We start from the raw sequence: 20,379 nt of genomic DNA, 5'->3' as shown, positions 1-20,379 counted from the left end.
CGGGCGGGGCCCCGGACAACCGGGGCCCCGCCTCCGTGTTCCGGTTCAGCTTCCCGACAGGGACGAGTTGACCAGGTCGACGAAGGCCCGGGGGGTCTCGGCGCCGTCGAGGTCCTCGTCGGGAAGGGTCACGCCGTAGGCGCGGGTGATACGGCCGGCCACCTCCAGCAGGGCGAGGGAGTCGTAGCCGAGGTCCGTGAAGGACACGTCGGCGATGTCTCCGCTCAGGTCGACGCCCTCGTCCTGGCCGGCCGACTCGCGCAGGATGCGGGTGAAGTCGTCGATGCTCAGTGCCGTGACCCCGTTGGCGCTCATGAGTGGTTTCCTTCCGTCGGATGCGTGCTCGGGTGGGTTCACCGGGGGTGCCGGTGGTCTGTGCGGGCGCTGGTTCTTCGGTGCGGCGGTGGTTCAGTTCGCGCGCGTGACCACCGCGGCCGCGTTGAAGCCGCCCTCGCCGCGGGCCAGGACCAGCGCCGCGTCGCCGGTGAGCGTGCGCGCCTCGCCCGTCACCAGGTCCACGGGGCAGTCCGCGGCGACCGAGGTGACGTGCGCGGTCGGGGGAACGCTCCCGTCACGCAGGACCAGCAGCGCGGAGGCCAGGTCGAGGGCCCCGCCGCCCGCGTACAGGCGGCCGGTCTGCGCCTTCGGTACCGCGACCCGTACCCCGCGGGGGCCGAACACCGCGGCGAGCGCGGCCGCTTCGGCCCGGTCCGCCTCGGGTACGCCGGCCGCGTCCGCGAAGACGACGGCGATGGTGTCGGGCGTACGGTCCGCGTCCGCGAGGGCGGCACGGATCGCGCGCTCCAGACCGTCGGCCCCGGGGTCGCGCGGATCGGGGTCGAAGGTGGCCGCGTATCCGGCGAGTTCGCCGTGGACACGGGCGCCGCGTTCCTCGGCGGACACCGGGTCCTCCAGCACCAGGTACGCGCCGCCCTCGCCCGGGACATGGCCCGACGCCGCCTCGTCGAAGGGCAGGTAAGCGCGGTCGGGGCGGTTCTCGGTGCTGAGCCGACCGGACGCGAGCTGTCCCGCGAGGCCCAGTGGGCACAGGGCGCCGTCGACGCCTCCCGCGAGCATCACCTTCGTACCCTTGCGGATCTGCCGCCGCGCGTGCCCGATGGCGTCGAGTCCGCCCGCCTGGTCGGTGACGACGGCGCTGCTCGGGCCCTTCAGCCCGTGCCGGATCGAGATCTGGCCGGTGTTGACGGCGTAGAACCAGGCGAAGGACTGGTACGCGCTGACGAACTGGCCGCCCTTGCTCCACAGGTTCTGCAGTTCGCGCTGGCCGAACTCGAAGCCGCCCATCGACGAGGCCGAGGAGACGCCTGCCTCGTAGGGGGCCAGGGCGGCGAGATCGATACCGCTGTCCTTCAGTGCCTCGTCGGCCGCGTACAGGGCGAGGCGGGTCATGTGGTCGGTCTGGGGCAGCAGCCGGCTCGGGATGTGCGCGGAGGCCTCGAAGCCGGGTACCTCGCCGGCGAGCCGCACCCGGTAACCGGAGGCGTCGAAACGGGTGATCTCCGCGATGCCGTTCGTGCCCTCGACGACGGCCGACCAGTGTGCGTCGGTGCCGAGGCCGGTGGGGGCGGCGACACCGAGTCCGGTGATCACGGGTCGGGTGGCGGTGGCCGTCACGCGGCACTCCTTTCGGGACGGGCGAGGACGACGGCGCTCTGGAAACCGCCGAAGCCGCTGCCGACGCTGAGCACGGAGTCGACCCGGGCCTCCCGCGCGATGTTGGGGACGTAGTCGAGGTCGCACAGCGGATCGGGTTCGTGCAGGTTCGCGGTGGGCGGGATCAGGCCGTTCTCCATGGCGAGCACGCATGCGACGAGTTCGAGCGCGCCGATCGCGCCGAGCGAGTGCCCGATCATCGACTTGATGGAGCTGACGGGCACCCGGTGGGCGTGCTCGCCGAGCGAGGTCTTGAACGCGGCGGTCTCGTGCCGGTCGTTCTGCTTGGTGCTGGAGCCGTGCGCGTTGACGTAGTCGATCTCCCCCGGTGCGAGCCGCGCCTCCGCGAGCGCCACCCGGATCGCCTCGGCCATCTCCGCGCCGTCCGAGCGCAGTCCGGTCATGTGGTACGCGTTGCTGCGCGTGCCGAATCCGGCGACCTCGGCGTAGATCCGTGCGCCGCGCTTCCGCGCGTGCTGGAGTTCCTCCAGGATCAGCACCGCCGCGCCTTCGCCGAGGACGAGCCCGTTGCGGGAGTTGTCGAAGGGGCGGGAGGCGTGTTCGGGGTCGTCGTTGCGGGGCGTGGTCGCCTTGATGGCGTCGAAGCAGGCGAGGGTGATGGGTGAGATCGGCGCGTCGGTGCCCCCCGCGACGATGACGTCGGCGCTGCCCTCGCGGATGAGATCGGCCCCGTGACCGACGGCGTCGAGGCCGGAGGTGCAGCCGTCGGAGACCAGCGACACCGGACCCTTGGCCCCGACCTCGCGGGCCAGCTCGGCGGCCAGCGAGCTCGGCACGAAGTGGTCGTAAAGCCGGGGCACCGCGTACGCGGGGTCGACGAGCCAGTGGGCGCCGCCGTCGCTCAGGACGACGTACTCGTCCTCCATCGACGTGGTGCAGCCCACCGCGCAGCCGAGCGACACACCCGTGCGCGCCGCCTGTGAGGTCGTGAGGTCGAGGCCGGAGTCGGCCACCGCCTCCCGGGCGGCGATCAGCGCGAACTGGCCCGCGCGGTCGAGCCTGCGCTCCTCCTGCGGGGACAGCCCCGCCGCGGCGGGCCGGAGGTCGACCTCGGCCGCGACCTGGGAGCGGTACGGGGAGGCATCGAAGAGGGAGATGGTGCGGGTGGCCGTCCGCCCGGTCGACAGCAGATCCCAGTACCTCTTGATCCCTGTTCCCCCGGGCGCCACCGCACCGATTCCGGTTATGACGACGCGTCGTTCCATGGGCATCCTCACTCGCTGTCGGCGGGAACCGGCGCTCCGGTCCCGGGTCGCAAACGTGTCAATCCGGCCTGGAGACCCGCTCGAACCGGCCTGGACGCCTGTGCCGTCGCGTCGGCGGCCGGTTCTGCGGGTGCGTCGGAGAGTTCGGCGAGGGCCCTGTCGAAGGCCTCGCGCTCGGCTTCGGGTGTGCCGGGGCGCGCGAGCAGCAGACCGACCGCCCGGGAGCCTCCTCTCGCGACCCGTGGATGGCGGCGCGCGAGCACGGTGAGCCCCTGTCCCGGACCCGCCTCGGCGAGCACCACCTCCCGCTCGGCGAGCAGGAGGTCGAGCGCCGGCCCGAACAGCACGGGACGCGCGGGCTGGAGCGCCCAGAACCTCGGGTCCCGGGCCCGTTCGTAGGTCAGGGGCCCGGGCTCGTACGCCGAGTGCAGTACCAACCGGGGCCGACGGACGGGCACCGAGGCGAGCAGCGGCAGCGCGCGCAGGGCCGCTTCGGTGAGCACCGGGCTGTGGAACGGGTTGAGCGCGCGAGCCCTGCGGCAGGTGAAGCCGTCGGCGCGCAGTTTCTGCTGCGCGGTGCGCAGGCCCTCCTCGGGGCCGGCGAGCAGCACCTGGCGGGGCGCGTTGACGGCGCCCACGACGACCTCGTCGGTGGTGTACGGGGTGACCTCGTCGGGGCTCGCCTGCACGGCGAGCATGCCGCCCGGCGGGGTGCCGTCGAGCTGGCTGATGCGGTCCGCCATCAGGGCCACGGAGTCGGTCAGGTCGAAGAGGCCGGCGAGGGTGGCCGCGGCGACCTCTCCGACGCTGTGCCCGAGCAGGGCCGCGGGCCGCACCCCGGCGTCGAGGACCGTGCGGCCGACGGCCCAGTCGAGTGCGAACAGCAGCGGCTGGGCGGTGCGCGGACCGTCGGTCTCCGGGCCGGTGCGGGCGGCGAGCCAGTCGGCGCGCAGATCGAACCCGTGCGCGCGCCACAGTCCGAGGACCTCGTCCATGCGGGTCCGGAAACCCGGATGGGCGCGGTACAGGCCGACGCCCATACCGGGTTGTTGCGCGCCCTGCCCGGGAAACAGCAGTACGGCCGGCCGCGGTGCGGTCACGACGGGTCTCCTCTCCTCGCTGTCCCGCCATGCTGGAGGCGTCGGCTGGAGCCTCGGTCGACCCCGGGCACAACGTCCGCGGCCGGGCGGCGCGGCACCGCACGGACGCCGTCCGCCTCGCAGCGGCCCCGACCGAGCCGCTCCAGCCGTTCTGGACCGCTCGTCCACCGGCCGGCCGGAGTGTTGTCCCCAGCCGGAGGCACGCGACCCGTCGCCCCGGTGCGCCGCGGGCGGAACGAAGGCCGCCGGGCCGGGTACCACCCGGCCCGGCGGCCGTCGGTGTCCCGACCGTGGTTCCCCTGACGGCCGGTGAAAGGGCATCGGGACATGAGGTTCGAGGACCTGTACATCGCCGGGGCCGCCGTGCACCTGGAGGGCACGACCACCGTGGCGGAGGCGCTGCGGGACGGGCGGTGCGACGAGCGCACCGCGACGCGCAGCGGGATCGCCTCCGTGGCGGTGTCGACGGGCTCGTCCGCGCCCGAACTCGCGGTGGGCGCGGCGCGGCAGGTGCTGGAGCGTACCGGCACGCATCCCACCGACATCGATCTGGTGCTGCACGCGACCGTGCAGCACCAGGGGCACGATCTGTGGGCCCCCGCCTCGTACATCCAGCGATACGCGCTCGGCAACCGATGCCCCGCGATCGAGATCAAGCAGCTCTCCAACGGGGGCATGGCCGCGCTGGAACTCGCGTCCGCCTACCTCGCCGGCGCGCCCGGCCCCACGGCCGGGCTGCTGACCACGGGCGACGTGTTCACAGATCCCGGCTTCGACCGCTGGCGCAGTGACCCCGGCACCGTGTACGGGGACGCTGGTACCGCGCTCGTCCTGGCCCGGGGACGCGGGGGTTTCGCGCGGCTGCGCAGCCTGGTGACCGTGTCGGACGCCGATCTCGAACAGATGCACAGGGGGCGGGACCCGTTCTCGCCGGTGCCGTTCGCCGTCCGGCAGCCCATCGATCTGGGGCTGCTGCAGAGGGCGTTCATCGAGGACACGGGGCGGTCGTACAGCGTCGCCCGGATCACGGCCGGGCAGGACGAGACGTTGAAGCGGGCGCTCGCCGAGGCGGACTGCACGCTCGCCGACCTCTCCTGGTTCGTGCTCCCGAACTTCGGACGCGGCCGGCTGAACTCCACGTTCCTGCGTCGCTGGAGCATCGAGGAGGAGCGGACCACCTGGCGGTGGGGCCGTTCGGTCGGTCACCTCGGGGCCGGTGACCAGTTCGCGGGTCTCGCGTTCCTCGCCGAGTCGGGCCGGGCGCGCGCCGGTGAACTGGGGCTGCTGTTCGGGGTCGGTGCGGGTTTCACCTGGAGCTGCGCGATCGTGGAGTTCACGGGTACGGGCGCGGGAGAGACGGGATCCGGATGACCGCGCCGCGCCGGTGGCGCATGCGCGCCGAGCGGGTCGGGGCGGGCCGCCGGTCCGCGGCGGCCCGCCCCTTGCCTCTTTCTGTCCTCTTGTCCCTGTTTCTGTCCTCTTGCCCCTGTCGCCGGGTCAGGGCTGCGCCGGCGGGTTGACGACCGACTTCTCGACGGCCGCCGGCTCCAGCTGCCACTTCTTGAGGATCTTCGCGTACGTGCCGTCCTCGATGAGCTGGTTCACCGCCTCCTTCAGGGGTTCGGCGAGCGGGGAGCCCTTCTTGACGGCGAGACCGATGTTCTTGCGTTCGATCTCGTTGAGGTAGCGCAGGTCCGGCTGCTGGGTGGCCGCGTAACGCAGCACGCTGGCCGTCGTCATCAGGACGTCCACCCGGCCCTGGCGCAGCGCGAGGAAGTGCGCGGCCGCGTCCGGGTAGGTACTGATCTCGATCGGCTCCTTGTCGTCGGCCGCGCATTCCTTGCTCGCCGCCTCAAGATCCGCCTCGAACGTCGTGCCCGTACCGGTGCCGACGCGCAGTCCGCAGAGCTGACCGAGGTCGTCGACCTTCTTCAGCGCGCTGCCGTCCCGCACGGCGAAGCCGGTGCCGTCGGTGACGTAGAGGACGAAGTCGAGCACCTGCTTGCGTTCCTCGGTCACGGCGAGATTCGCGGTGCCGAGTTCGTACCGGCCGGCGCTCAGGCCGGTGATGAGGGAGGCGCCGCTGACGTGCTTGCGCTCCACCTTGAGTCCGAGGACGCGGGCCACGGCCTCGGAGACATCGATGTCGATGCCGCGCGGCGGGCCGCCGTCCTCGGGGCTGAACGCGACGGGGGGCACGCCGATGCCGGAACCGATGCGCAGCACCCCCGACTCGCGCAGCTTCGCGGGCAGGGCCGCGGAGATGGCGGATTCCTCGTGGACCGCGGAGACGACGTCCTCGCGCCCCAGGTCGGCGGCCCGGGTGTCCTCGGGGATCTCCTCCTTGCCGGAGCCACAGGCCGCGAGGAGCAGGGTGAACAGGGTTGCCGTGGTGAGCGCCCGAGTGGTGCGCGGGCGACGTCCGCGCACGCCCGTGGGGCGCGCGGCCGGAGTTCGGGACATGGGGTCTCCTCGACGGTACGGGGCTCTGTTCTGGGACGGGTGGGGCACGGTGAGGGGCGGGGACCGGGCACGGCCTCCCGTCGAGCGCGGGCGGCGGCGCGGCCTCCGCGTCAGCCACGGGCCAGGAAGCGGACCAGGCGGTCGTTGTGCGGGGCGTCGAAGACCTCGTCCGGCGGGCCCGTCTCGACCACCCTGCCGTTGTCCATGAAGAGGACCTGGTCGGCGATCTCCCGGGCGAACCGCATCTCGTGCGTGACGACGATCATCGTCATCCCGCCGTCGGCGAGTTCCCGGATCACGGTCAGCACCTCCTGGGTGAGTTCGGGGTCGAGCGCGCTGGTCGGCTCGTCGAAGAGCATCGCCCTCGGTTCCATGGCGAGGGCCCGGGCGATCGCGGCCCGCTGCTGCTCGCCCCCGGAGAGCTGATGCGGACGGGAGGTCTCCTTCCCCGCGAGGCCGACCCTGGCGAGCAGGTCGCGGGCCCGTTCCTCGGCCGGGGCACGCCTCAGCCCGAGCAGGGCGCGCGGTGCCTCGGTGACATTGCCGAGCACCGTCATGTGCGGGAAGAGCCGGAAGTTCTGGAAGACCATGCCGGTACGGGTCCGCTGCCGGGCGATCGCGCGGCGGGGGCGCTCGTAGAGCCGGTCGCCTCGCCACTCGTGGCCGACGAGTTCGCCGTCGACGACGATGCGTCCGGCGTCGATGCGCTCCAGCCGGTTGACGCACCGCAGCAGGGTGCTCTTGCCCGATCCCGAGGGGCCGATGACACAGGTGACGGTGGACTCGGGGACGGTGAGCGAGACGTCGTCCAGTACGGTCAGCCCGCCGAACGACTTGTGGACACCGACTGCCTCGATCATCCGCGGTCCCCCGTCGCGTAGCGCCGTTCGACGAAGTGCTGGACGACGCTGAGCAGCGTGGTCAGCAGCAGGTACCAGAGCGTGGCCACCAGAAGCAGCGGGATGACCAGGTAGTTGCGGTTGTAGATCAGCTGGGTCGCGTAGAGCAGGTCCTGTACGGCGATGACGCTGACGATGGACGTGCCTTTCAGCAGGCCGATGATCTGACTGCCGGCGGGCGGCAGGATCGCGGGCATGGCCTGCGGCAGCACGATGCGGCGGAAGGTCCGCCAGCCGCCGAGGCCGAGGGCCTCCGCGGCCTCGGTCTGGTCGCGTCCGACGGAGAGGATGCCCGCCCGGACGATCTCGGCGAGCTGCCCGGCTTCGTGGAGGACCAGCCCGATGACGGCGGCCGTCAGGCCGCTGATCATCCGCTCGGTGGAGAACTCGGTGAACGCGGGCCCGAACGGGATGCCGAGGGACAGCTCGGGGTACAGCAGCGAGATGTTGTACCAGAAAAGCAGTTGCACGAGCATCGGAACGGACCGGAACAACCAGGTGTAGCCGAAGCTCAGCGTCACGAGGATCGGGTTGCGGGACAGCCGCATCACGGCGAGCGCGGTGCCGAGGACGAAGCCGCCGGTGAAGGCGATCGCCGTCAGCCACAGCGTGGTGCCGAGTCCGGCGAGCACCGTCTCCGCGGAGAGGTACTTGGCGACGACGTCCCAGCGGAACGCGTCGTTGGTGATCAGGGCGTTGAGGGCCATCGCCAACAGGACCAGGCCCGCCGCCGCGGCCACCCAGCGAAGCGGGCGGGGGCGCGGCCGTGCGAACGCCGCGTCCGCCCCGTCCGCCGCCTTCCGGCCCGGCCCGCCGGTTCCGTCCGAACGGAGCCTGCGGGCCCGGGACGTACGGTCCTCGCCGCCGGTGCCGTCGCCCGGGCCCGTGCGGCCGTGCTCGGTGCGCAAGGAAACCATCGGCGGTCCGTCCCTCAGTCGTTCGCTGCGTAGTGCGGCAGAAGGTGCTCGGCGAACAGGCGCATGGTGCGGGCCGATTCCTCGAACGGCATGGCGCCGGAGATGACCTGGAGGCTGATGGTGAAGTCCCCGAACCAGCCGCGGATGTCGTCGATCGCGGCCCGCACTTCGTCGGGGGTGCCGACCAGCGCCTTGCGTTCGGCGACCGCGCGGTCGAAGTCGCCGCGGCCCGCCTTCTCGACGATCTTCTCGTATCCGGGGTAGTCGGCGCTGCGGGTCTCGCGCCACGCGGACACCGCGGACGCGAGCGCCCGGTTGGCCCGCTCGGAGGCCTGTCCGCCCTTCTGCCGGGCTTCCTGGCCGTCCTCGGCGAGGTAGCAGTTGTAGCTCATGTGGATGTCCTCCTCGGTGGGCTTGAAGCCCGCGGCGGAGGCGGCGTCGCGGTACAGGGAGAGCGTCTTCTGCACCTGTTCGCGGGGGTTGATGGAAGGGACGAGCATGACGCCGTGCCCGGCGCGGGCCGCCGCCTCCGCGGACGCGGGCGTCTTCGCGGTGGCGACGAGGATGCGCGGATGCGGGCGCTGCCAGGTGCGCGGAAGCATGGTGACCGGGCCGAAGCGGTGGAAGGTGCCCTCCCAGACGACGTCCTCCTCCGCCCAGAGCCGGCGGACCGCCTCGACGCCCTCGTCGAAGCGGGCCCGGCTCTCGTCCATCGAGATCTCGAACGCGGTGAACTCGTCGGGCAGAAACGCCCGTCCGAAGCCGACGTCCAGGCGGCCCTGGGAGATGTTGTCGAGCATGGCGAGCTTGCCGGCCAGCTTCAGCGGGTGCGTGAAGACGGGCAGTACGGCGCCGGTGACGAGGCGTACCCGGCGGGTGCGGGCCGCGGCGGCGGCGAGGAAGGTCACCGGGTCCGGGCTGTAGCCGCCGTACTCGTGGAAGTAGTGCTCGACGGTCTTGACATGGTGGAAGCCCAGTTCGTCGGCGAGTTCGGCCAGCCGAAGCGACTCCTCGAAGTGCTGTCCGGCGGATTTCTCCGCAGGTCCCACGGTGGGGAAGAGGTTGATGCCGAACTTCATGGGGTCCTCTCGATGTGATGGCTGGACGGACGGTGTGTGCGTCGCGGCCGGGGGCCGCGGCTGCCGGCTAGTCGGCCGTCACGGTCCCGGACAGGGCCGGTACGGGCAGATGGATGTAGTCGCGTTCGTGGTAGAGCATCGGCGCGCGGCCGTGCACGACGGCGCCCTCGATCCGGCCCAGGAACACGCTGTGGTCGCCGGCCGGTACCTCCTGGTGCACCAGGCACTCGGCGACGGCGCTGAGGTGGTGCGCGGGCAGGAGTGGGGCCTGCGCGGCCCGCCCCGAGGGCCGCCAGTCGAGGCCGTCGAACTTCTGGGTGCTCTTGCCGGCGAAGCGCTCCGAGAGCCGTTCGTTGTGCACGGCGAGGAAGTTGACCGCGAAGCCGCCCGAGTGCCGGATGGCGGCCAGGGTCCGCGACCCGGTGCCCACACACACGAGCAGCAACGGCGGGTCCATCGACACGGAGGTGACGGCGCTGGTCGTCAGACCGCTCGGCCGGCCGTCGGGGCCCGCGGCGGTGACGACACAGACCGCGGCCGGGTGCGCGCTGAACATCGCGCGGAACAGTTCGTCATCGATCGCCATGGGTCTGTAGCTCCTCCCTTGCCCGCTCAGGCTTTCGAAGGGCGCTGGAGGGCGGGTCCATAACCTCTGGAGGGGGAGTTCCGGCGGTGCTCGTCCAGCACCTTCGCCAGCAGCGCCGTCGCGTTGCGGTGCAGGGGGAAGTCGGTGCCGGGGGGCAGGATGCCGCTCTCGTCGAGCAGCCGGGCCACACGCGCGGTGACGACGCAGAACCGGTACGCCGCGAACAGCTCGTAGTACGGAAGGTCGCGCGCGGTGCGCCCGACACCCTCCTCCCAGCGGGCCACGGTCTCGGCCCGGCCGGGCAGCCCGGCGAGCCGGGGCAGGCCGATGCCCTCGCTGAGGTGCCGGTCCATGTGCAGGTACCAGGCAAGGTCGCTCTCGGCGGGCCCCAACGCGGCCATCTCCCAGTCGAGCAGCGCGGCGGGCCGCGTCCCGGCGTAGATGATGTTGCCGATCCGGGCGTCGCCCCAGAGCAGCGACGCCGGTCCCTGGTCGTCGGGCACGTGGGCGCGCAGCCGGTCGAGAGCGTCGGCCGCGGTCGTGTTGTCGTCGGCGACCCCGTAGAAGTCCAGGTGATGCGTGAAGTGCCGCAGCAGTTGCGCCGGACCGGTGGGGCCGAACTCGGGCCGGTCGAGGAAGTCGGCCCCCGCCTCCTTCGGGTCGAGGCGGTGGACGGCGGCGAGCGCGTCCACTCCCCCGTTCCACACGGCGGCCCGGCCGGGGGGCGGCAGCCGGGTCAGCCAGCCCTGCCGGTGGTAGGAGGGCAGATCGGCGGGCACCTGGCCGTCGACGCGTTCCATGACGAGGAACGGCGCGCCCAGGTACTCGGCGGAGGGCTCGTCCCACAGCACCGGCGGTACGGGCAGGCCGGTGTCGCCGAGCAGCTTCAGCAGCCGTACCTGGTCGCCCCAGAAGTCCTCGGGAAAGACCCGGTGCCCGGTCGGGGCGACGCGGACCGCGAGCGGCCGCCGCCGGGAGGTGCCGCCCTCGGTCCACTCGGCGTCGAACAGCAGGATCTCTCCGGAGAATCCCGCCTCCTTCGGCACGGTGACGGGTCCGAGCTCGACCGCACCGATCTCGGCGGAACGGGTGCCGAACCAGTGGGTGAGGACGGCACGGGTCAGGTCGGGGTCGCGTTGCAGAGGTACGGGCACGGGAGGGGTCTCCTTACGGCCGGCGCCGGCCGGGCACGGACGGTGGGACGAGCGGAAAGGGGACGACGACGCTGCCGCCGCGCCGGATCGCGGCCTGCAGCCGCCCGATCACGGGGCCCGGCACGACGCCCAGGTCGCGGGCGAGCCGGCTGGTGAGCCGGGACGCGACATCGAGCGCGTCACCGGCCCGGCCGGTCTGGTGGAGCGCGGTCATGTACCGGGCGTGCAGGGCTTCGTGGGTGGGGTGGCTGCGGGTGAGGACGGCCAGTTCGGCGAGCACGTCGCGCGGGCGTCCGAGCCGGAGCCGCACATCGAGATACATCTCGTGGACCTCCAGACGGCGCCGCTCCCAGTGGGTGACGGCGGACCGGAGCACCGGTCCGGTCCGCACATCGGCGAGGACGGGCCGACTCCACAGAGCGAGCGCGCCGCGCAGCAGCCGCTCCACGGTGGCGTCGTCGCCGGCCCGGCCCGCCTGCTCGACGAGCCGCTCGAACCTGAGCAGGTCCAGCTCCTCGGGCTCGACGACCATGAGATAGCCCTGTCCGGTCGTCCTGAGCCGGTCACGGGCGGCCTCACGGGAGCCGACGGACGGCATGCGGGCCAGCAGTCGGCGCAGGTGCATCACATACGTCTGCAGGGTGGTGGCCGCGCTGGGCGGCGGATGCTCGCCCCAGATCTCGCTCACACAGGTGTGGGCGGGCATGACCTCGCCCGCGTGGAGCAGCAACAGACCGAGCAGCTGGCGCTGCTTGGGCGCGGTGGGCAGATGGCGGCCATCGCTGTCCTCGACGGACAGCCCCCCGAGCACGCCGAATTCCATCGTGGATCCTCTCTTCGCCTGGGGCGGTGGTTCAGGTGCGGCTTCCGTGGTCCTTCCAGCGGCGCTCCACCGGCTGTCGGCCCAATGGACGGGCAGGGAACCGAGGTTGCGCGGAACAGGTGGAGGGGTCATGCCGGGGACTGTGGTGACGGTGGCCGACGGGGTGCACGCGTATGTACAGGAACCGGTCGGCTGGTGTGTGAACAACGCCGGGATCGTCGTGGGCGGAGACACGGTCCTCGTCGTGGACACGGCGGCCACCGAGAAGCGGGCACTCGCGCTGCGGGAGGCTGTGGACGCGTTGGCGCCGGGCCCGCGCCGGATCGTGGTGAGCACCCACCACCACGGCGACCACACCTTCGGCAACCATGTGTTCTCCGGCCCCCACACGCTGCTGGTCAGCCATGAGGCGGGTCCTGCCGAACTGGTGCGCAAGGGCACGGCGTTGCAGTTGATGTGGCCGGGGGTCGAGTGGGGTCACACCCCGACCGTGCTGCCGACGCTGACCGTGCGCGAGGGTGTCGGCCTGCGCCTCGGCGACATCACCGCGCAGCTGATCCATCCCGGTGTGGCGCACACCTCGGACGACCTGGTGGTGTGGTTGCCCGAGCGGCGGGTGCTGTTCGCGGGCGACCTGGTGTTCTCCGGGGCCGCGCCGTTCGTGCTGATGGGTTCGCTGGCCGGGTCCCTCGCGGCGCTCGCGCGGCTGCGGGAGCTCGATCCCCTGGTCGTCGTCGCGGGGCACGGGCCCGTCGGCGGGCCCGAGTTGCTCACGTTCACCGAGGACTACCTGCGCTGGGTCGCGAAGCTCGCCGAGCGGGGACTCGCGGACGGGCTGAGCCCCCTGGAGACGGCGACGCGCGCCGACGAGGGCGCGTTCGCCACCCTGCTGGACCGCGAGCGACTGGTCGGCAACCTCCACCGCGCCTACCACGAGGCGTGCGGCGGTGCGCCCGGCGCCCGTATCGAGTCGGCGCCGGCGATGCGCGAGATGGTCGCCTTCAACGGCGGCCGTCCCCTGCGCAGCCCGGCCTGACGGACAGCAGGGCTGCGTGCTCCGCGGTACGGAGGTGTCCATGCCCCGCAGCGTTCCGGCGCCCGGTGGAGCGGGACTCCAGGTGCGCTGGACGACTCTCCCGGGCGTGCCCGCGCATCGGAGGGTCTCCAGTCCTCCTCCGTCGAGGCGCGAGCCGTGCCGCGCACGCTCGGCGAAGTTGCGAAGCCGATGCTGTGGAGGAGAGATGGATCTGCGTGGCAGGACCGCCGTCGTCACCGGGGGGACCCGAGGGCTCGGCCGGGACGTGGCGCTCGCGCTCACCGGTGCGGGAGCCACCGTCGTGGTGGCCGCACGGGAGGTCCCGGACGACCCCGGTGACGGGCTGATCGCCTTGAAGGCGGACGTGACCGCCCCCGACTCGATGGCGGCGCTGATGGACACGGTCCACGAGCGGTACGGGGGTCCGCACATCGTGGTGGCGAACGCGGGTCTGAGCCGCCCGGGCCCGGTCGCCGCGCTGTCCGTGCAGCACTGGAACGAGGTGGTCGACACGAATCTGCACGGCGTGTTCCACACCGTGCGGGCGGCGGCGCCGTATGTGCGTGAGACCCCGGGCGGCCGGATCGTCACCATGTCCTCCCTCCTGGGTTCGCGCGCCATGCCGGGCGCCGCGGCGTACTGCGCGTCGAAGGCTGCGGTCGAGGCGTTCACCGCCGTCGCCGCGCTGGAGCTGGCCGCGGACGGGGTGACCGTGAACTGCGTGGCGCCGGGCTACATCGATTCCGGCATGGGCAAGGCCCTCATCGGCAACGAGACGCTGTGGCCGAAGCTCGCCCCGTCGCTCGCGGCCGGACGTCCCGGTACGGGCGACGAGGTGGCCCGGGCGGTGCTCTTCCTGGCCTCGCCGGAGAGCAGTTACATCAATGGTCAGGTGCTGCGTGTCGACGGTGGCGTGCGCTGAGCGCGTCCCCTCGGGCGATCGCGGGCCGGCGCGTGGTGTACGTGCCGACCCGCGGTCCGCTCCGGCTCAGACCTGGGCGGCCCGGCCCTGTCGCACCGGCAGGCTCAGGTGCGGTTCGCCCTTGATGAGCCCGGTGAGCGCGTCGAGCCGGCGGCGGAACTCCGGCTCCGCGAGAGCCTTGCGGAAGGTGTCCTCGTCATCCCACTCGGCGATGTTGAAGTACACGGAGTCGTCCTTGGTGGACCGTACGAGGGAGTAACGGACGAGGCCCGGCTGGGTCTCCATGAAGGCTCCGACGGCCTCGTAGCGGCTCTCGAACTCCTCGGCGTCGCCGATCAGGGTGAGCTTGTTGACGAACACGACGGCCATGGTGGTCTCCTCGGGTGGATGTTCGTACGCGGGTGGTCGTGCGTGCTGGGCGGCGCGGGTACGTGGGGCGGACTTCGGTCAGCCCGCGGTGCCCGCCGCGCCGGCGGCGGCGAGGACCGGGTAGTCGGTGTAGCCCTGGGCGCCGCCCTCGTAGAAGAACCGCGGGTTCCAGGCGTTGAGCGGGGCGCGGGTGCGCAACCGCTCGGGCAGGTCGGGGTTGGCGAGGAACTGGCGGCCGAAGGACAGGAGGCCGGCGCCGTGGGCGAGGGCTTCGTCGGCGGCGGCGAGTGTGCCGTCGGTGTCGAGCGGTCCGGTGCCGAGGTTGACGACGGCGGTACGTGGCCACCGTCGGCTCAGCTCGTGGACGAGGGCCGGATCACTGCCCGCGACGAAGTGGAGATGGCCGAGGCCGAGTGCGGCGAGCGCATCCACGAGCACCGGATACACCTCGGTCCGGTCCGGCTCGGACATGTCGTTGAGCGCGAACCCCGGGGAGAGCCGGATGCCGGTGCGTTCCGCCCCGATCTCCGCGGCGACGGCCCGGGCGACCTCGACGGGGAACCGGATGCGGCCCTCGGTGTCGCCGCCGTACCCGTCCTCGCGCGTGTTGGTCACCGGCGACAGGAACTGGTGCAGCAGATAGCCGTTGGCGCCGTGGATCTCGACGCCGTCGAAGCCGATGTCGGTGGCGGTGCGGGCGCAGCGCACGAAGTCCTGGATCGTGGCGGCGATCTCGTCCCGGTGCAGGGGTCGCGGTGTCGGGTGGGCCGGCTTGCCGGCAAAGACCCGGGCGGTCCCCTCGGCCCGGACGGCGGACGGCGCCACGGGGGTCTCGCCGTGCAGGTCGGGGTGGCTGACCCGGCCCGCGTGCATGATCTGGAGGTACATCCGCCCGCCCGCCTCGTGCACGGCGTCGACGATCCGGGCCCAGGCGCGGGCCTGTTCGGCGGTGTGCAGCCGGACGCTGTGGGCGTGGCCGACGGCCAGGGGGCTCGGATGGGTGGCCTCGCTGATGATGAGTCCGGCGCTGGCGCGCTGCGCGTAGTACTCGGCCATGACCGGCAGCGGCGTTCCGTCGACTGTGGTCCGGCCGCGGCCCATCGGGGACATGACGATCCTGTTCGGCAGGGTGAGGCCACCGAACGGGGTCGAGCCGAACAGGCCGCTCATGCCCCGGCCCCGGCGACGGCTTCGCGTCCGGTGATCGTCTCGGCGCCGTCGTGGCTGATGTAGCGGCTGCGGACGGACCATGTCCCGGCACGGCGCTCCAGGACGTCCTCGGCGGTCGTGCTCAGGTACAGCCGGGGTTCGCCGCCCTTCGGGGTCTCGAACACGACGGCGTAGTAACGGGTGCGCACGACTCCGGGCTCGACGGGCTCGGCGGCGATCATGCCGAACCAGTGGCGGCGGGTCAGACCGCGAGCGGCGAGCGCGTCGATGCCCTTGCGCATGCCGGCGGCGATGTCCGCGCGGCCGCGCTTGACGCCGGGTTTGACGTTCTGGGCGAACGTGCCGTCCTCGGTGAACTGCTCGGCCCATTCCTCCGCCCGGCCGGCGTCCAGCAGTTGCGCGTGTCCGGCGTAGAACCGGGTGATGGCCGCGTAGTCCAGGTCGGACACGGTGTGGGTGTCCGGAGGTGCGGTCCGTGTCACGGTCTTCCTCCTGTGCTTCGTGGGCGCCTGTCGGGCGCCGAGGTCCGGGCCACCTTCGCCGGTTCCGGTGGAGCAGGCGTGGAGTCCGGCTCCACGCGTACGGGCCGGGCGCGGGGGTCAGCCGGCCGTGCGCAGCGGTACGGGTGTGCTGTCCGGCCCCGGCAGGTACACGGACTCCCTCACCGGCACGGAGTTGAGCAGATCGGCGTGCAGGTCCCGGACCCGGGCCGAGGGCTCCAGGCCGAGTTCGGTGCTGAAGGTGCGGCGGAGCCCGGCGAACACCTCAAGGGCGTCGGCGGTGCGCCCGGACCGGGAGAGGGCGATCATCAGCTGGGCGTGGAGATTCTCGTACGTGGGGTACTGACGGGTGAGCACACGGAGTTCGCCGATGAGCCGGTGGTGGCGGCCGATCCTCAGGTCGGCGTCGATGCGCTGTTCGAGGGCGCCCAGCCGTGTCTCACGCAATCCACTGAGCCGGGTGCGCAGCAGCGGTCCGCAGGTCACGTCGGCGAGCGCCTTGCCCGACCACAGTCCGAGGGCCCGGTGCAGGAGCTCCGACTCGCGGGTGTGGTCGCCGACGATGCGGGCGAGGGATGCCTGCTCGACGAGCTTCTCGAACTGGTGCAGGTCCAGTTGACCGGCGCCGACGGCGAGGAGGTAGCCGCGGTCACGGGTCTCCAGGTACATCTCCGCAGAGGTGCCGGTGGCGGTGGCGGCGCTTCTGAGGGTCTTGCGTATCTGCATCACGTACGTCTGGAGTGTGGAGTGGGCGCTGTGCGGGGGCGAGTCCGCCCACAGTTCGTCCACGCATTCGTCCACGGTGACGACCTGCCCGGCGTGCAGCAGCAGCAGACTCAGGAGCTGGCGCTGCTTCGGGGCCCGCGGGGTGACGGTGCGCGGGCCGTCGGAGAGGGTGAGCGTGCCGAGGATTCGTGCGTACATCTCGCCTCCAGGGCTGGCTTGATGGGGTACGGGCACCATCGTGGCCGCTGGATCTTGCACCTCACTTTCGGCGGCCTTTCAGCCCGGCGCGATCCTCCCTGCACGCGGCGTCGCGGGGCAGGGCCGTCGTACGGCCGCAACACGGCGTTGACGAAGCCGCCCTGCATGCTCAGGGGCGCCCTTGCCCGAAGGCGCCCCTGTCACCGCTCCCGCCACCGTCATGCACTGCATTCCGGGAACAGTGCGTGGAGGCTGCCGGACGCCTCGGGCAGGACCGTGCCGCTGTCGTCCGCGCGCCTTCCGGCGGACTCCGGGTGTTCCCGGCCGGGCGTGTTGCCGGTGCGTCGGCACAGCTCCTCGGCCTGGGCGCGAAGGAGGAGCAGCCCGGACCCGTCGGCGACGGTGACCGCGCGCGCGCCGAGCTGGTAGGCCTCGGCAGGCCGGCCCCCCGCCAGTTCGAGCCGCCCGAGGCCGATGAGGGCGTGGGCCTCCGACTGGGGATGACCGATGCGTTCGGCGATGGCCAGAGTGCGGGTGAACTCCTCGCGGGCGTCGGCGGATCTGCCCCGGATGAGGTGCAGCCCGCCCAGGGTGTTGCGGGCGTTGGCCTCCAGGGCGACATAGCCGTGGTCGCGGGCGATGACGACGGCGCTCTCGGCGTGCTGGTACGCGAGGTCGACATAGCTGTTGCAGGCGTAGACCTGGGCGAGCCCGTAGGAGGCGAGAACAGTCGAGTGAGGGGCGTTGAACTCCTTGCTGAGCGACAGCGCGAGGCTGAGATTGGCCATGGCCGCGTCCCATTCGCGCAGGTCGGCGTGGACGGCACCGAGCCGGGCCAGCACCTCGGGGCGGGAGCGCTGGACACCGTCCTCGTCGAGGATCGCGGCGGCGCGGCTGAAATGGGCCTCGGCCACGTGCAGCCGCCCCTGGCTGTGCCGGGCCATGCCCAGGTACATCAGCCCGCGGGCCTCGACATGCCGCAGTTCCAGATGCCGGCTGATCTCCAAGCCGCGTTCCAGCAGGGTGACGGCGCTGTCGATGTGCTTGGTGGGTCGCTGAAGCTGGTTCATCGCGATGGCGTTGACGGTGACGGCCTCGAAGTCGCGCACGCCCAGTCGGATGAACTCCCGGTGGGCTAGGCGCAGTTCGCGGGCCGCGTCCGGGAGCCGGTTGAGACCCTGCAGCGCGAGTCCGACGCTGAGCCGCATCACCGCAGTGGCCCGTTGGTCGCCGAGCGAGCGCGCGGCGCGCAACCCGGCCTGGGCGATGGTGAGCCAGTCGGTCTGGAGCCGGCCGAGGGTGAAGTAGCCGCGGAGCATGTCCACCAGGCGGACGCAGACCTCGTCCAGGTGCTCGTCGGCGGCGCGGACGACCAGGGCCACGAGGTTGGACTGCTCGACGCGCAGCCACTCCTGCGCGGCCCGGGGTTCGACCTCGATGTCCGGGCCGTGGGGGTCGGGCCGGAACACCCGCAGGAAGCCCGGGTAGCAGGACCGCACGGCCTCGTCGGTGCGGCGCAGGTACCAGCGGCACAGCCGGTTCAGGGCCTGCCTCCGGTCGGCGGGACCGTCCTCCTCGATGCTGCGCTCGGCCGCGTACAGGGCGATGAGGCTGTGGAAGCGGTAGGTGTCCTGGGACGAGACCTCGATGAGCTGGGCCGCGGCGAGCTTGTCGAGGAGCTGGTCGGCCACCTGGGGCTCGCAGTCGGCGAGTTGGGCGGCGGTAAGGGCGGTGAAGGCCATGTCGCCGACGACGCCGAGCAATCGGAAGAACCGTCGGGACAGTGCGGGCAACGACTCGTAGGCGACGCCGAACGCGGCCCGTACGGCGGTCGACGGGCTGTCGCCGAGGGCGAGGAGTTCCAGCGGGTCGCCCTCGCGCAGCGCCTCGGCGAAGGACTCGACGGAGCGCCAGGGCCGTCCGGCCAGGTGTCCGGCGGCGATGCGCAGGGCGAGCGGAAGCCGGCCGCACAGTTCGACGAGTTCGGTGACGGCCGTGGCGCACAGGGTCTCCGGGGCCCTGCCGAGAACGGCGGTGAGTACCTGTTCACCCTCCTTCTGCGACAACAGGTCGAGGGTGAAGCTGCGTGCGCCGTAGACGGCGACGAGGTCGGGCCGGTATTCGCGGTGCAGGGCGAGCACGGCGCAGCTCGGAGAACCCGGCAGCAGGTCGGGGACCTGCTCACTGTTGTTGACGTCGTCGATGACGATGAGGACGCGCCGGTCGGCGAGCCTGCTGCGGAGCACGCCGGTGAGCTGGTGCCGTTCGGTGGGCAGTACGGAGACGTCGGCGCCGGAGGCGTGCAGCAGCTCGGCGATGATGTCGTGCACGGGCCGGGCTCCGCCGCAGGCGTCGTGGAGGCGGATGTACCACTGCCCGTCGGGGTAGGCCGGGCTGAGCCGGTGCGCGGCCCGCAACGCGAGCGCGGTCTTGCCGACGCCGGGTGGGCCGACGAGGCTGACCAGCGGTACGGCCGCGCGCTGGCGTGGCGTGAGCGCGGCGACGACTTCCTCCAGCAGTTCCTCCCGGCCGACGAAGTGGGTTGCCTCTGGCGGGAGTTGGCGCTGCACCACCCAGGGCGCGCTGGGGTTGGTGGGCTGCACCCCGGCGGTCCGGTGCACCTCACGGACCGCGTACGCGCGGCGGCCCGAGGGGCCGGCCTGGGGGGTGTGGAGTTCACCGGTCTCGGCGAGCAGTTGCCGGTGCAGCTCCTGGAGTTCCTGCCCCGGGGGGAGTCCGAGTTCACGGTCGAGCATCCGGTAGTAGTCGCGGTACTCCTCCAGCGCCGCGGCGACCTGCCCGGTGCGGTGCAGAGCCCGCATCAGGTACTCGCGAAGCCGTTCCCGTACCGGGTGTTCGGCTGCGAGTGCGCGCAGCTGCGGAATGATGTCGGCGCTGCCGCCGAGGTCGAGGAGGAGCGCGAAGCGCCGTTCGACGAGGGTGAGGCGTTCCTCCGCGAGCTGCGGTACGGCCTCGGTCTGCAGCGAGGCGGAGGGCACGGTCTCGAAGGGATCCCCGCGCCATTCGGCGAGCGCTCGTTCCAGGGCGGCCAGTTCCCGGGCGGTGTCCCCCCGGCCCCGGGCGAGGCGGGCCTCGTCGGCCGCCTTCCGGTAGCGGGTGAGGTCGAGGGCCGCCGAATCCATCGCGAGCCGGTAGCCGCCCGGGTGGGTCTCGATGACCGGAGGGTCGCCGACGTCCAGTGATTCGCGCAGCAGCGCCCTCAGCCGGGTGGTATGGACGTGCAGCGCGGCGCGGGTGTCTCGTGGCGGCTGGTCGTCCCAGAGCCTTCGGATGAGTTCGTCGGACGTGACCACCCGGTCGGCCCGCAGCAGCAGGGACGCGAGAAGCACCCGCTGCTTGGGGGACGAGACGGTCAGTTCTCTTCCCCCTGTGAGGACCGCCAGGGGTCCGAGTATTCGGAAGTCGTAGATCGAAGCGTGTTCCCCATTCACGTGCACACCTGCCCCGTCGGTCCCCCTGCGCACGGTCAGCCGTGCCCAGCGCCACAGTAGAACGTGCTTGCGCAGGGGGCCGCCG

The 20,379-nt window shown here is 72.3% G+C and carries 19 protein-coding genes; 3 read left to right on the top strand and 16 right to left on the bottom strand.

Translation table 11 applies throughout. From position 1 onward, the window contains the following. Positions 1–45 precede the first annotated feature (45 nt). The 4 genes from STRBO_RS0110315 to STRBO_RS40040 all read right to left on the bottom strand — a co-directional run bounded on the left by STRBO_RS0110315 (position 46) and on the right by STRBO_RS40040 (position 4,000). Positions 46–315: an acyl carrier protein gene (locus STRBO_RS0110315; protein WP_005481736.1), complete on the bottom strand. Its 270-nt coding sequence runs from the start codon at positions 313–315 to the stop codon at positions 46–48. 93 nt (positions 316–408) lie between these two features. Next, positions 409–1,635, bottom strand: a complete 1,227-nt coding sequence (locus STRBO_RS0110310; RefSeq protein ID WP_005481735.1) for a ketosynthase chain-length factor — start codon at positions 1,633–1,635, stop codon at positions 409–411. Next, the gene (locus STRBO_RS0110305; protein ID WP_005481734.1) at positions 1,632–2,900 is read right to left on the bottom strand and encodes a beta-ketoacyl-[acyl-carrier-protein] synthase family protein; all 1,269 of its coding nucleotides are present in this window, start codon (positions 2,898–2,900) and stop codon (positions 1,632–1,634) included. The genes STRBO_RS0110310 and STRBO_RS0110305 overlap by 4 nt, the downstream gene beginning before the upstream one ends. 8 nt (positions 2,901–2,908) lie before the next feature. Further along, complete coding sequence (locus tag STRBO_RS40040) at positions 2,909–4,000, bottom strand: acyltransferase domain-containing protein (protein WP_020114157.1); 1,092 nt, start codon at positions 3,998–4,000, stop codon at positions 2,909–2,911. A 327-nt stretch (positions 4,001–4,327) separates the two neighbouring features. On the opposite strand from STRBO_RS40040, the gene STRBO_RS0110295 reads away from it, so the two are divergent. After that, positions 4,328–5,371, top strand: a complete 1,044-nt coding sequence (locus tag STRBO_RS0110295; RefSeq protein ID WP_005481732.1) for a ketoacyl-ACP synthase III family protein — start codon at positions 4,328–4,330, stop codon at positions 5,369–5,371. A 126-nt stretch (positions 5,372–5,497) separates the two neighbouring features. On the opposite strand, the gene STRBO_RS0110290 is transcribed toward STRBO_RS0110295, so the two are convergent. From STRBO_RS0110290 to STRBO_RS0110260, 7 genes are all read right to left on the bottom strand, one after another. After that, on the bottom strand, positions 5,498–6,463 hold the full coding sequence (locus tag STRBO_RS0110290) for an ABC transporter substrate-binding protein (RefSeq protein WP_020114156.1): 966 nt from the start codon (positions 6,461–6,463) through the stop codon (positions 5,498–5,500). A 110-nt stretch (positions 6,464–6,573) separates the two neighbouring features. After that, on the bottom strand, positions 6,574–7,323 hold the full coding sequence (locus STRBO_RS0110285) for an amino acid ABC transporter ATP-binding protein (RefSeq protein WP_005481728.1): 750 nt from the start codon (positions 7,321–7,323) through the stop codon (positions 6,574–6,576). After that, entirely contained in the window at positions 7,320–8,279 is a 960-nt protein-coding gene (locus STRBO_RS0110280; protein WP_005481727.1) for an amino acid ABC transporter permease, read from the bottom strand. The genes STRBO_RS0110285 and STRBO_RS0110280 overlap by 4 nt, the downstream gene beginning before the upstream one ends. Before the next feature lie 14 nt (positions 8,280–8,293). Further along, positions 8,294–9,358, bottom strand: coding sequence for an LLM class flavin-dependent oxidoreductase (locus STRBO_RS0110275; protein WP_005481725.1), 1,065 nt, complete (start codon positions 9,356–9,358; stop codon positions 8,294–8,296). A gap of 67 nt (positions 9,359–9,425) precedes the next feature. Continuing rightward, on the bottom strand, positions 9,426–9,944 hold the full coding sequence (locus STRBO_RS0110270; protein WP_005481723.1) for a flavin reductase family protein: 519 nt from the start codon (positions 9,942–9,944) through the stop codon (positions 9,426–9,428). A gap of 26 nt (positions 9,945–9,970) precedes the next feature. Beyond that, positions 9,971–11,098 carry a phosphotransferase family protein gene (locus tag STRBO_RS0110265; protein WP_020114155.1) on the bottom strand — a complete coding sequence of 376 codons (1,128 nt, stop codon included), beginning with the start codon at positions 11,096–11,098 and terminating at the stop codon, positions 9,971–9,973. Positions 11,099–11,111: 13 nt separating this feature from the next. Further along, positions 11,112–11,921, bottom strand: coding sequence for an AfsR/SARP family transcriptional regulator (locus STRBO_RS0110260; RefSeq protein WP_005481720.1), 810 nt, complete (start codon positions 11,919–11,921; stop codon positions 11,112–11,114). A 130-nt stretch (positions 11,922–12,051) separates the two neighbouring features. Here STRBO_RS0110260 and STRBO_RS0110255 point away from each other — a divergent pair, with 130 nt between their 5' ends. Both STRBO_RS0110255 and STRBO_RS0110250 read left to right on the top strand, forming a co-directional pair. Continuing rightward, a complete protein-coding gene (locus STRBO_RS0110255; RefSeq protein WP_202499248.1) occupies positions 12,052–12,957 on the top strand; it encodes an MBL fold metallo-hydrolase in 906 nt (301 codons plus the stop codon). A gap of 205 nt (positions 12,958–13,162) precedes the next feature. Further along, entirely contained in the window at positions 13,163–13,879 is a 717-nt protein-coding gene (locus STRBO_RS0110250) for an SDR family NAD(P)-dependent oxidoreductase (protein WP_005481716.1), read from the top strand. Between the two features lie 66 nt (positions 13,880–13,945). Here STRBO_RS0110250 and STRBO_RS0110245 read toward each other — a convergent pair whose 3' ends face one another. The 5 genes from STRBO_RS0110245 to STRBO_RS0110225 form a co-directional block, all read right to left on the bottom strand. Further along, positions 13,946–14,248: an antibiotic biosynthesis monooxygenase family protein gene (locus tag STRBO_RS0110245; RefSeq protein WP_005481714.1), complete on the bottom strand. Its 303-nt coding sequence runs from the start codon at positions 14,246–14,248 to the stop codon at positions 13,946–13,948. A 78-nt stretch (positions 14,249–14,326) separates the two neighbouring features. Further along, positions 14,327–15,418: an alkene reductase gene (locus tag STRBO_RS0110240; RefSeq protein ID WP_005481712.1), complete on the bottom strand. Its 1,092-nt coding sequence runs from the start codon at positions 15,416–15,418 to the stop codon at positions 14,327–14,329. Continuing rightward, entirely contained in the window at positions 15,415–15,900 is a 486-nt protein-coding gene (locus STRBO_RS0110235) for a nuclear transport factor 2 family protein (protein ID WP_005481710.1), read from the bottom strand. Before STRBO_RS0110235 ends, STRBO_RS0110240 begins: the two co-directional genes overlap by 4 nt. Positions 15,901–16,017: 117 nt before the next feature. Further along, positions 16,018–16,842, bottom strand: coding sequence for an AfsR/SARP family transcriptional regulator (locus tag STRBO_RS0110230; RefSeq protein ID WP_005481709.1), 825 nt, complete (start codon positions 16,840–16,842; stop codon positions 16,018–16,020). 218 nt (positions 16,843–17,060) lie between these two features. Beyond that, the gene (locus STRBO_RS0110225; protein ID WP_005481705.1) at positions 17,061–20,294 is read right to left on the bottom strand and encodes an AfsR/SARP family transcriptional regulator; all 3,234 of its coding nucleotides are present in this window, start codon (positions 20,292–20,294) and stop codon (positions 17,061–17,063) included. Positions 20,295–20,379: the final 85 nt, after the last annotated feature.

Source organism: Streptomyces bottropensis ATCC 25435 (assembly GCF_000383595.1).
Classification (GTDB): domain Bacteria; phylum Actinomycetota; class Actinomycetes; order Streptomycetales; family Streptomycetaceae; genus Streptomyces; species Streptomyces bottropensis.
Note: the sequence above shows the minus strand (reverse complement) of the source record. Positions and strands in the feature narration are given on the sequence as shown.